The following is a 12310-nucleotide window of genomic DNA, read 5'->3' as shown; positions in this document are numbered from 1 at the left end:
TATAAAGTCACTGTTAGCGCCATGATTAAATAAATTATTCTTTTAGATTTAAATAAATATTACATATAATTGATGATGATAATATTGCGCTTTTAGAAGATTTAAATAACTTGTGTTGTGGTTTACATTTGATAAAACACGGTAAAAAAAAGCTTTAATTAAAAATACATACAATGAATATAGATAAAAACGAGTTCCGTAAATATGCCGTTAAGCACCACAGGATAGGTGGTATGCATGTAGATAAATACATCAATAATGTAGAGGGGATCATGATGCCGAAATCCATGACACCTTATATCATAGAAGAGCGCCAGTTAAATGTTGCTCAGATGGATGTTTTTTCGAGATTGATGATGGATCGTATCATTTTCTTAGGTGATGCCGTATATGATCAAAATGCCAATATCATTCAAGCACAGTTGTTGTTCTTACAATCTACAGATGCTAAACGTGATATTCAGATATACATCAACTCGCCAGGAGGTTCTGTATATGCTGGTTTAGGTATTTATGATACCATGCAATTTATATCTCCGGATGTGGCAACCATTTGTACAGGTATGGCAGCTTCTATGGGTGCAGTATTGATGTGTGCTGGTGCAAAAGGTAAAAGAGCTGCTTTACCTCATGCCCGTATCATGATTCATCAGCCATCTGGTGGGGCGCAAGGTGTGGCTTCAGATATGGAAATCAATTTAAGAGAAATGCTAAAGCTTAAAAAAGAACTTTATGACATCATTTCTAAACATTCTGGTCAAACTTATGAGTGGGTAGAGAAAGCATCAGACCGTGATTACTGGATGAAAGCAGATGAGGCCAAAGAATTTGGAATGATTGATGAAGTGTTAAGCGTAAATTCAAATAAACAATAATGAGTAAAAATCAAAAAGATATCAAATGCTCTTTCTGTGGTGCTGGTAAGCAGGATTCTTTAATGCTTATTGCCGGATTGGATGCGCACATTTGTGATAAATGCGTGGCACAGGCTAATGATATTCTGGCAGAAGAATTTACCCTAAGAAAAGGTAAAAATGCACATGCCACCCTTACTTTATTAAAACCACAAGAAATAAAAAGCCATATAGACCAATATGTAATAGGGCAGGATAGTGCTAAAAAAGTATTGGCCGTTGCGGTTTATAACCATTACAAAAGGTTAAATCAAAAGATTGGTAAAGATGAGATAGAGATTGAAAAATCTAACATCATGATGGTGGGCGAGACAGGTACAGGTAAAACATTGTTAGCCAAAACTATTGCCAAAATTTTAAATGTACCTTTTTGTATTTGTGATGCTACAGTTTTAACCGAAGCTGGTTATGTTGGTGAAGATGTGGAGAGCATCTTAACCCGCTTGCTACAAGCTGCCGACTATGATGTAGCTGCGGCAGAAAGAGGGATTGTGTATATTGATGAGGTTGATAAAGTAGCTCGTAAAAGCGACAATCCATCCATCACCAGAGATGTTTCTGGTGAAGGTGTGCAACAGGCCTTGTTAAAAATATTGGAAGGTACTATTGTAAATGTACCTCCTCAGGGCGGTCGTAAGCATCCTGACCAAAAAATGATTCCGGTAAATACCAATAACATTCTATTTATTTGCGGAGGTGCTTTTGACGGTATCGAAAAGAAAATTGCCAATCGTTTAAGAACACAAACTGTAGGCTATAAAATTAAAACGGAAGATAGTGAGGTAGATCTAGAAAATCTGTATAAATACATCACACCGCAAGATTTAAAATCTTTTGGGATGATACCAGAGTTGATAGGAAGGGTGCCCGTATTAACTTATCTTAATCCTTTAGATAGAGAAACTTTATTAAACATTTTAACAGAGCCTAAAAATTCATTGATTAAACAGTATAAAAAACTGTTTGAGTATGAGGATATCAGTTTAGAGTTTACCAAAGAAGTTTATGAGTTTATTGTAGATAAAGCTTTAGAGTTTAAGTTGGGGGCTCGTGGTTTAAGATCTATTTGCGAAGCCATCATGATTGATGCGATGTTTGAAATACCATCACAGAAGCAGAAGTCGAAAACTTTATTGATAGACATGGATTATGCCCGGGAGAAATTTGAAAAATCAGATCTCAAAAAATTAAAAGTTGCATAATTGAAGCGCCCCGGACAAATATCACGGGGCGTTTTTGTTATCAACCATGGTTATAATTAAAAAAGAAATTTATGAACGAAGAGAAAGACGTGAAAAAGAAAACAGTTAAGGTACCACAACATGAAGTAAATAGTCCGGTAAAAGTTGGACTAAAATCTAAAGATGATATCGTGAAAAACTGGTTGCCACGCTATACAGGCAGAGCATTAGATGAATTTGGAGATTATATTATCCTGACTAATTTTTCTAAATATGTACAGCTATTTGCTGATTGGCATGATGGAGCGCCCATATATGGTTTAGACAAACCTATGCAAAGCGTAACTGCAGATGGTATTACCATTATCAATTTTGGGATGGGGAGTGCCTTAGCGGCTACCATGATGGATTTATTAACTGCCATAAAACCCAAAGCAGTAGTTTTTTTAGGTAAATGCGGTGGTTTAAAAAAGAAGAATCAAATAGGGGATTTGATTCTTCCTATTGCTGCCATTAGAGGAGAAGGAACTTCTAACGATTATCTGCCGGCAGAAGTACCAGCATTACCTGCTTTTGCTTTGCAGAAAGCTATTTCTACTACCATAAGAGACCACTCTAGAGACTATTGGACGGGAACCGTTTATACTACCAACAGAAGGGTTTGGGAGCATGACAGAGAGTTTAAAAAGTACTTGAAAGGTTTGAGGGCTATGGCTATTGACATGGAGACAGCTACCATATTTACAACTGGCTTTGCTAACAAAATTCCAACCGGAGCTATCTTACTGGTATCAGACCAACCCATGATTCCGGAAGGTGTTAAAACCGCAGAAGCAGATGCCTCACAAACAGCTGTAAAACATGTAGAATCTCATTTAAAAATAGGTATAGACTCTTTAAAACAATTAATCAACAACGGATTAACGGTTAAGCATCTAAAGTTTTAAGGATTGATTTCTATCAGAATGGTTAGAAATCCTGTTAAGTATCCGAGGGTATCGTCTGTTAAAGTAGTTTTATGATGTTTATTTAAATTGTGATAAAGATAATTTTACAAACCAATATGTTTGTATCTGATAAGGTTAAGGGATTTTTTAAAATATATGTTTTAAACTTATTTTAACAGAATGAAATAAATAGTTTTAAATTATCTAGCTATGGAGAAAGAAAACGAGCAATTGCTTGAAAAGATTAAGGGATGCATCAGCTATTATTACCCTAAAGGTTTGAATGAGGTATTTGATTGGGAGGTAATGTATGAAACCGTAGAGTACAAATCCTTAATGCAAAAATTAGAAAAATCAGGCAGCGATTGGTCACAATGGAATTTATTTAAAGAAAATTTGGATAAGATGGGAATTGGTTTTTCAGATTATTCTACGCCTGCTAAATATAATGGATGTTTTCATATACAAATCAGATTGATGCCCTCGCTTATTTTATTGATATGTGTAAGCCCAATATTTCCAGCTTATTTTTTTATGACTATAGAACCTCCTCATGGAGTAAGGGCTTTTTGGTGTAAATGTCCTTGGGAACATGAGCAATTTCATCAAGTGCTTGAACTTTTTAAAAGTATATATCCAAAGCATGTTCTAATCCCAGAAGAAATATTAAAAGTAAAAATTCCTAATTATTCAGTAGACCCATTTAATTTAGGTGAAGCCAGAGTTATAAACTATTTATTTACCCATCTAACTCAATTCGATGATATGCTGATTTGAGATTTATTATTTTAACGGAAAGTCAGTAAAACATGTAGAATCTCATTTAAAAATAGGTATAGACTCTTTAAAACAATTAATCAACAACGGATTAACGGTTAAGCATCTAAAGTTTTAAGGATTTGGCTATCTATATATTTAGAAAAACCCGTAAAGTAAGTATTTTACGGGTTTTTGCGTTTTTATATAAATTTATTTGCAATAATTTGCGTTTTTAAATTTATTTTTTCTTAATATTACGTAAGAAAACGCAAAATATGGTGATAAGATTTACTTTGCTATTCCTTTTTGTTATAAATTTAAATGCTGCTTTTGCTCAAAACAGTACAAAGAGAGGGCTTAGGGGGGCATGGCTTACAACCTTTTCTAATATAGATTGGCCTGTTAGGACACAATCTGTTGCTCAGCAAAAAAGTGCATTAATCAATATTTTAAATCATCATCAAGCAACGGGTATAAATGTGATATACCTGCAAGTAAGAAGTCAGTGTGACGCTTTATATGCAAGTACCATTGAACCTTGGTCTGCCGATTTGACTGGAACGCAAGGGCTTGCGCCTTCTCCTTTTTGGGATCCTTTACAATTTGCTATAGAAGAGTGTAAGAAAAGAGGGATGGAGCTTCATGCTTGGTTGAACCCATACCGGGCGATTAGTAATGTTAATACAATCAATAGTTTTGCTGCTAACCATGTGGCTAGAAGGCATCCCGAATGGCTGTTACAAGCTGGTAATTTAAGAACGCTAGACCCTGGTTTACCTGAGGTTAGAACTTACATCAATACTGTTATCTCGGATATTGTTAACCGATATGATGTGGATGGGATACACTTTGATGATTATTTTTACCCTAATGCTACTTTTAATGATGATGTTACTTTTCAGAATCATGCTAGAGGTTTTACTAACAGGGATGATTGGAGAAGAGATAATGTGAACCTTCTGATACAAGGAGTATACCAATTGATTAACGCAGCTAAGCCCTGGGTTAAGTTCGGGGTGTCGCCATCTGGTATCTATAGAAACAGTAGCAACCCAGATATTGGAACACCAACTTCCGGCCTACAACATTATTCGCAATTATATGCTGATTCTAAAAAATGGATTGCTGAAGGATGGGTTGACTATTTAACTCCGCAGGTATATTGGTATATAGGGCAGCCCGGTGCAGATTATAGTCGTATAGTACCATGGTGGAATAATAATGCTGCCGGAAGACATATCTATATTGGTATGGCTGGTTATAAAGTTAATGATGCTACCCAAGGAACAAATTGGACACAGCGATCAGAGATACCGAACCAAATTAGATTAAACAGAAGTTTTGCTAATGTTTATGGCGAAGTGTTCTATAATACCAACAGCTTGTTAAGTACCACAAGGCTTAATTTTAGAGATTCTTTAAGACTACGTTTCTACAATACAAAAGCACTATTGCCTTTAATGCCTTGGAAAGATAATGTAGCCCCGCAAGCGGTTGCTAATCTACAAGGGGCTAAGTTTGGAGCAGATTCTTTGGTGTTAAATTGGTCTTTACCCAATCAGAATAGTTTAGGAGAGTTTGATAAGGTAAAGCAAATTGTGGTATATAGGTCTTTAAACGCTACCATCGATTTAACAAATGCAGCAAATATTTTAGCTATAGTACCTGCTGGTGCGGGTAGATTTGCCGATAAAACCATAGGTAATGGGAATTATCATTATCAAGTAACAGCCTTAGATCGTTTTCATAATGAAAGTATTGGGTCTAATATCGTTTCAACTCTAACCACCAGCTTACCAGGCGAACAAGAAATTAATCATCAAGTCGTTAAGATTTATCCTAACCCAATTACACAAAATCAAGTTCATTTGGTTTTTCCTGATACCTACAAAGAAGATGAGATAGCGGTATCCATTGCGGATTTAACAGGAAGAAAAGTATTTGAGGAATCTTTATCTACGAGAAGGCAATCCAGTTTCTTGCTAAATGTAAATCTGCAATCAGGCTTATATATTTTATATATACAAGGGAAAGGTTTGATAGAGCGTTCTAAAATAATTATTCAATAAATGTTAAAAGAAAATTAATCCAACTATATCACTTAAAAATTATTATTATGAGAAAAAAATTACTTTGTATGTTGCTTTTGGCTGGGAGTTTAAATGCTTACAGTCAAGGACCTTTAACAAAAAATTGGGAAATTCTTGCTACAACAACTACGGGAGCTTTGATTGGTAATACATCTTTACAGACAACTATTGCCTATAATAAAGTAACAGATAAACTTTATTTGCCTGAGCGTAATAATAAAATCAGTATCTTGAATCCTGCTACTGGAGCATTGAGTAGCCCATCAACTCTAACTGTGTTAAATACGGCACCAGCTTGGACACAAAGTTTTAAATATACTAAGATTAGAGTTACCGATGATGGTGTGATTTATGCGTGTAATATGACTAATCCAGCGTCTGTTACAGATGCTGCAACAATTTACATTTATAGGTGGGCTTCAGAATCAGATACTGCACCAACTACATCTGCAATTTCGATAACCGGTCGTGTTGGAGATTCTTTTGCTGTAACTGGTACAGGAGTAAATACTGTAATATATTTAAGTGGAGCTAATAACACGAAATTATTTATCTGTAAAACTACAGATGGAGTAACATTTACACTTGATAATACAGTAACCTTAGGAGCTGCTAGTCAAGCAAGATCTTCTATTTCTGCTATTCCATCATCATCGGATATATGGATAAATGCTCCAAGTGTTGAAGCAAGAAGAATTTCCATAGCTTCAACTGGAACGATTACTTCCACTAGTGCGGTAGCTTCGTCTGCAATCAATCAAATTTACGCTAATACAGAATACATACAAGAAGGTTCAGAAAAGTATTTAGCTGTTTCAGGTGCGGTAATAGGAGGGTCATACAATGCTGCCACAGGACTAGGATTTGATTTTAAATTGTATAAAATAACAAATTTCACGACACCACCTACAGACGGTGTTACAGAAGTTGGAACTGGCAAATTAAGTGATGTGACAGCAGCAGCTCCATTAACATTTTATCAAAATACAAATGCTTATGCGGATGTTGCTTATAAAAAGAACGGTAATGGAACTTATACTTTCTATAATTTAATTTGTAATAATGGTATGGCTGCTTATACTACTGCGTCAACCCTTCCAGTTTCTTTAACTTCATTTACTGCTGGATTATCCAATGGCGTTAGCAAATTAAATTGGACAACTGCCTCTGAGTCTAATAATAGGGGGTTTGATGTTCAAAGATCTACAGACGGAGTGGAATTCGCCTCAATTGGTTTTGTTGCTTCTAAAGCTGTACAAGGTAATTCTTCATCCTTAATTAATTATAGCTATGAAGATAAAACAGTGCCAGCAGGTACCCACTACTATCGTTTAAAACAAATCGACTTAAATGGCGATGTTGAATACTCAACGATTAGAGTAGTAAATAATGTTTTAAATGAATTAGCTGTTAAAATTTATCCTAATCCTGCTCAAAATACTTTGACCCTAAGTACACCGCTTTCTTTAAAAGGAGCTAGTTATACCGTTTACAATATGGTAGGTCAAGATTTTATTAAAGGAAAAGCCGATGAACTTACTAGTATTGATGTATCCACTTTGATGCCAGGTATCTATTTTATTAAAGTTATAAGCTTACAAAACGAAGTACAATCCATAAAATTTGTAAAACAGTAATACCTATACAGTAAAAAAAACAAGAAGCAGGCAGACTTCGCCTGCTTTTTTATTCAACTGATTGTTTTTGCGGTTTTTTACAGTGTGGAAAAATAAAATTGCATAAAAACGCAAAATTAAAATTTTATGCTTATATTAGCTTAAAGCAATTGTAAAAATCAATAAATAATTAATTAACAGCCAATTATTCTTAATTCGTGAACTTTACTCAATCAAATTTAACATTATGAAAAAAAGACTAATCGCGAGTGTTTTTGGACTAGTCTTGTTCTCTTTGCAAGTTTTTGCGCAACAGAAAGAGATAAGTGGAAAGGTAACAGACGCTGGAGACGGACAACCGCTCCCTGGTGTTGCTGTGTCTTTAAAGGGGACTTCAAAAGCCATACAAACCAATGTAGATGGAAATTATAAAATTTCTGTGCCGGAAAATGCAGTTTTAGTATTTTCTTTCGTAGGTATGCAAACTACTGAAAGAACAGTAGGCGCTTCTAACGTTATAAACGTAGCTTTAAGTGCCGATACTAAAGTTTTAGGTGAAGTTGTTGTAACAGCTTTAGGTATAGAAAGAGATAAACGTACACTTACCTATGCTGTTCAAACCGTAAAAGGAGATGATTTAAGAGATGCTAATCAATCCAATATCATCAACAGTTTACAAGGGCAAATAGCTGGTGCGCAAATTACCTCGTCAGGAGGATCTCCTGGTTTACCATCAGAAATTATTTTAAGAGGTGTTTCATCCCTAACCGGGGACAACCAGCCTTTAATGATTGTAGATGGAATTAGGGTAAGTAATGCATCTACAAATGGTACCATCAACCGACTGGCCGATTTCAATCCAGAGGATATAGAAGATATTTCTATATTAAAAGGAGCGGCAGCAGCAGCGTTATACGGGATAGATGCCGCTTCTGGAGCTATCATCATCACTACTAAAAAAGGTAAAACGGGTGCTGTACAAATTAACGGAGGATACAAAAGCTTTGTAGAAACTGTAGGAAAAACACCAGGTCAGCAAAAGTTATTTACCACAGGTATTGGAGGTGTTTTTGATGAAAGATCAACTTCATCTTGGGGTCGTAAGTTTAGATATGATGAGCCTATTTACGATAATATTAATCGTTTTTTTGAAACCGGTTTTGTAAATGATGTCAATTTAAATATTAATGGAGGTACCGAAAAATACAATTATTACATGAGTGGTAATTATAGAGATGGTTCTTCGATAATCCCAAACACAGGTTCAGAAAGGATTACTTTTCTTTTAAAAGGAACAGCAAAGCTTGCTAAAAACTTAAGTTTAGGTGGGTCTGCCAATTATATTTCTAATAACATTAAAGAAGGTATAGTAGGAGGCACATCAGGTGGTTATGCAAATAGTATTTATAATTATCCATTACGTTATGACATTTTAAGGTATGAGCAGCCTAACGGCTCTCCTTTTTATGAGTATTCGGATATCACAGGTTCAGATGAAACCTTAATCCTTTCACCTATGTGGAATGTGATGAAAAATCCAAGAAATACAAACACCCAACGTATAGTTGTTAACGGAAACTTAGATTATAAAGTTAATAACTGGATAAATCTATCCTACAGAATAGGTCAGGATTTCTACAATCAAACCTACTCTAATATCACAGTGGAAGGTACACCAGGTTTATTAACAGGTCGCCTTTTTGAGAATAAAGGTAATTACAAGTTTATCACCAATATCTTAAACAGTACTTTCGATAAAAATATCACTAAAGATTTAAGAGCGACCTTAATTCTTGGAGGTTCATCAGAGTATTTTGAATCAAGAACAAATGCCATTTCGGGCGAGAATTTTATTGTACCTGGTATTTATAGTGTTAACAACATCGACAGAAATAACTTAACCGTTACAGAGGCTTTTCCGCGTAGAAGACGCTATGCAACCTATGGTGATTTTAAGTTGGATTACAAAAGTATGTTAACTATCGGTATAACGGGTAGAAACGACTGGACATCTACTTTGCCAGAACAAAACAGGTCTTTTTATTCACCTTCTTATTCGGCTAGTTTTACATTTTCAGAGTTGTTTGAAAACAGAGGTACTTGGTATGGTAAATTAAGAGCCAGTTATGCAAAAGTTGGTAAAGATGCACCTATTTACAGAACAAATACAAATTTAAGACAGTTTTTGGGTGTAGGCGGAGGTTATCAAAATGATCCTACCGGTGGAAATGCAGACTTATTACCAGAAACTACGATTGAGAATGAATATGGAGCTGAATTTAGAATACTTAAGAACAGGTTAGGGATTGATGTTGCATACTATGATAAAGAAAGTAGCAATCAAATTGTTACTGCCAGAGTACCACTAACAACGGGTTTTGTTATTAAAGCTTTTAATGCAGGTAGGTTAAGAAACAGAGGGGTTGAAGTTTCATTAAACGGTAGCCCGATAAAAGGTAAGAACTTTAATTGGGACGTTACCTTAAATGGTTGGAGAAACAGGTCTAAAATGCTAGAATTCCCAGGTCAAATTACAGTATTCCCTTATACATTTGGCCAACCTTATACAGCTGCTATCGCAGGGTCTATGATTGATATGCCTGTATTAGGTATTATTGGTACCGATTATCTTAAAAATGAAGACGGATTTACCATTATAGATAATACAGGTTATCCGGTTATTAACTCACAAAGTTCACAACTATATATTGGTAACAGAGAGCCAAAATTAAACTTAGGTTTATTAAATAAATTTAATTACAAAGCATTTACCCTATCATTCTTATGGGACTTCCGTTTTGGGGGTGATGTATATAACGCCACACGGTTAGGGATGGTTTCTAGAGGATTAGCAGAAGATATTGGTGTGTACAGAGATAAAATGTATGTTTTTAACGGAGTTGTACAGCAAGCAGATGGTTCTTTTATCAAAAATACCAGAGAAGTAGCATTAGATTTTGCGTTTTTCACGAATAGATACACACCTGTTGGAACTAATTTTATAGAGACCGTAAACTGGGCCAGAGTTAGATACATTACTTTGGGTTATAGTGTACCTAAAAAAATGGCAGAAAGACTTAAAGTAGGAAGATTAAGCTTTGAAGCATCAGCTCAAAATCCAATTTTAATTACCAATTATAGCGGAGGTGATCCGGAAGTAAATAGTGCAGGACCTAATGCCGGAGGCGGAGGGGGAAGTACCATGGGAGTTGATTTTGGAAATATTCCTTTGTCAAGAACATTTTCATTAGGAGTAACTGTAGGATTTTAATCAAAGAATGATGAAAAATATTTTTAAAACATTTTCGATATTACTGGCGGTATTTCTATTAACATCGTGTTCTAAACTCGATATTAATGTAAATCCAGTAAACCCGGTAACCTCACCATCTAATTTAAGGTTACCAGCCATTTTAGGAAATATGGCCTATCACAATTATTCACATGCTCGTTTTGCTAGTTATCACTCTTTTTACCTTACTACAAGATTATCAAATACAAGAATCGAGTCTCAATTAGATTATAACGCCATTACCCGTTTAGGCGCATGGAGATGGCATTATTTTGATGTTGGAAGTAATTGTAGAGGCTTAATTGAAACTGCACAAAGAGAGGGCTCATTTAATTATTTAGGTGTAGCTAAAATTATGTTAGCTTACTCTTACCTTACTGCAACAGATTCTTTTGGAGATATGCCTTATTCTCAGGCTTATAGTGCGAGTTTCAATCCTGTTTACGATCCGCAACAACAAGTATATGCAGGTATTGAAAGCTTATTGAATGAAGGTTTGGCTGATCTTGAAAAAGCGAGTCCTTCTGATAGACCTATGAATGCTACTTCCGATTTAATTTTTAGTGGCGACTTGAGAAAATGGGCTGCTTTTGCAAAAGCAGTAAAAGCTAGAATGTATTTGCATACAGCAAATTTTGATAATGGATACGATCGTTTAATTACCACTGTAGATGATGCATTAGCAAATTTTGATGATGCGATATACAAATATCCAGCTGGTGCTACCAGAGAATGGGAAATGAATTTATGGGGCCCACAAGTTGCAAGTCCTGAATTTAACTTCGCTGATATAAGAAATGTATTGGTGGAATCTATGCATACCGATTTTTTAATGAATTATTTAACATTAAATGAAGCCGGTTTAACTTACGATCCTAGATTGTTTAAACTTACAACGCCAGGAGCCAATAACAGGTATTTAGCTGCTAGAGCTTCAGAAGGTTTGTCTACGCTGGGTTTACCAACAGGAACTACCATGGCAGATTTTGCGAACTTGTATAATGGTTTTTGGACAAGAAATGATTCTCCTGCGCCATTTATCCTAAAGGAAGAGCTTTATTTCATAAAAGCAGAAGCTTTGTTTTATAAAGGAAATCTTGAGGCAGCACACGCAGCTTATGAGCTAGGTATAGAAACTAACTTAAGAAGATTAGGGGTTTCTGATGCTGATATTGCCGCATATATGACTACATCTAAAGTAGTTTCAGATCCTACTGTATTAAAAATCAGTGATATCATGATGCAAAAATATGTTGCCATGTATCTTCAAGGAGAAACTTGGGTAGATATGCGTAGGTATGGATATAGTACAACAGCTTATCCGGGAATCTATTATCCAAGAAATGCGCTTGCAGAATGGCAAGGAAGATGGATTCAAAGACTTCCGTACGATAGACAAACCGAATATATTTATAACCCACAGGAGATTGCAAGATTTGGTGCAGATGCCAGAGATTGGGTATTTAATCCAGTGTGGTGGGCAGAACAGTCACAATTAAAAAACTAACGAC

Annotated in this window: 8 protein-coding genes and 1 pseudogene; all 9 read left to right on the top strand. The window is 35.4% G+C overall.

The genetic code is table 11. From position 1 onward, the window contains the following. Positions 1–173 precede the first annotated feature (173 nt). Positions 174–875 carry an ATP-dependent Clp protease proteolytic subunit gene (locus H510_RS0100715; protein WP_026902547.1) on the top strand — a complete coding sequence of 234 codons (702 nt, stop codon included), beginning with the start codon at positions 174–176 and terminating at the stop codon, positions 873–875. Next, the gene (clpX, locus tag H510_RS0100710) at positions 875–2116 is read left to right on the top strand and encodes an ATP-dependent Clp protease ATP-binding subunit ClpX (protein ID WP_026902546.1); all 1242 of its coding nucleotides are present in this window, start codon (positions 875–877) and stop codon (positions 2114–2116) included. The genes H510_RS0100715 and clpX overlap by 1 nt, the downstream gene beginning before the upstream one ends. A 71-nt stretch (positions 2117–2187) precedes the next feature. Further along, positions 2188–3042: an AMP nucleosidase gene (locus tag H510_RS0100705; RefSeq protein WP_026902545.1), complete on the top strand. Its 855-nt coding sequence runs from the start codon at positions 2188–2190 to the stop codon at positions 3040–3042. Between the two features lie 210 nt (positions 3043–3252). Next, positions 3253–3819, top strand: coding sequence for a hypothetical protein (locus tag H510_RS0100700; protein WP_026902544.1), 567 nt, complete (start codon positions 3253–3255; stop codon positions 3817–3819). 31 nt (positions 3820–3850) lie between these two features. Continuing rightward, positions 3851–3937, top strand: a pseudogene (locus tag H510_RS20635) (AMP nucleosidase); the annotation flags it as partial. A 139-nt stretch (positions 3938–4076) separates the two neighbouring features. Next, complete coding sequence (locus H510_RS17970) at positions 4077–5870, top strand: glycoside hydrolase family 10-like protein (RefSeq protein ID WP_051290984.1); 1794 nt, start codon at positions 4077–4079, stop codon at positions 5868–5870. 47 nt (positions 5871–5917) lie between these two features. Then, positions 5918–7528 carry a T9SS type A sorting domain-containing protein gene (locus H510_RS19405; RefSeq protein WP_081659154.1) on the top strand — a complete coding sequence of 537 codons (1611 nt, stop codon included), beginning with the start codon at positions 5918–5920 and terminating at the stop codon, positions 7526–7528. Positions 7529–7754: 226 nt separating this feature from the next. After that, positions 7755–10778 carry a SusC/RagA family TonB-linked outer membrane protein gene (locus tag H510_RS0100685; protein ID WP_026902543.1) on the top strand — a complete coding sequence of 1008 codons (3024 nt, stop codon included), beginning with the start codon at positions 7755–7757 and terminating at the stop codon, positions 10776–10778. Between the two features lie 7 nt (positions 10779–10785). After that, positions 10786–12306 (top strand): SusD/RagB family nutrient-binding outer membrane lipoprotein, encoded by a 1521-nt coding sequence (locus H510_RS17960; RefSeq protein WP_245584767.1) that lies wholly within the window; start codon positions 10786–10788, stop codon positions 12304–12306. The last annotated feature ends 4 nt before the right edge of the window (positions 12307–12310 follow it).

Origin of the sequence: Pedobacter glucosidilyticus DSM 23534, assembly GCF_000425145.1 — a bacterium.
GTDB classification, from domain to species: domain Bacteria; phylum Bacteroidota; class Bacteroidia; order Sphingobacteriales; family Sphingobacteriaceae; genus Pseudopedobacter; species Pseudopedobacter glucosidilyticus.
The sequence above is the reverse complement of the archived record's forward strand: the minus strand, read 5'-3'. Positions and strand labels throughout refer to the sequence as shown.

Excerpts from the sequence above, each read along its gene's own strand:
- H510_RS17960 (WP_245584767.1), top strand. The coding sequence starts at position 10,786 with ATGATGAAAAATATTTTTAAAACATTTTCGATATTACTGGCGGTATTT.
- H510_RS17970 (WP_051290984.1), top strand. The coding sequence starts at position 4,077 with ATGGTGATAAGATTTACTTTGCTATTCCTTTTTGTTATAAATTTAAAT.
- H510_RS0100685 (WP_026902543.1), top strand. The coding sequence starts at position 7,755 with ATGAAAAAAAGACTAATCGCGAGTGTTTTTGGACTAGTCTTGTTCTCT.
- H510_RS0100700 (WP_026902544.1), top strand. The coding sequence starts at position 3,253 with ATGGAGAAAGAAAACGAGCAATTGCTTGAAAAGATTAAGGGATGCATC.
- H510_RS0100705 (WP_026902545.1), top strand. The coding sequence starts at position 2,188 with ATGAACGAAGAGAAAGACGTGAAAAAGAAAACAGTTAAGGTACCACAA.
- H510_RS19405 (WP_081659154.1), top strand. The coding sequence starts at position 5,918 with ATGAGAAAAAAATTACTTTGTATGTTGCTTTTGGCTGGGAGTTTAAAT.
- clpX (WP_026902546.1), top strand. The coding sequence starts at position 875 with ATGAGTAAAAATCAAAAAGATATCAAATGCTCTTTCTGTGGTGCTGGT.
- H510_RS0100715 (WP_026902547.1), top strand. The coding sequence starts at position 174 with ATGAATATAGATAAAAACGAGTTCCGTAAATATGCCGTTAAGCACCAC.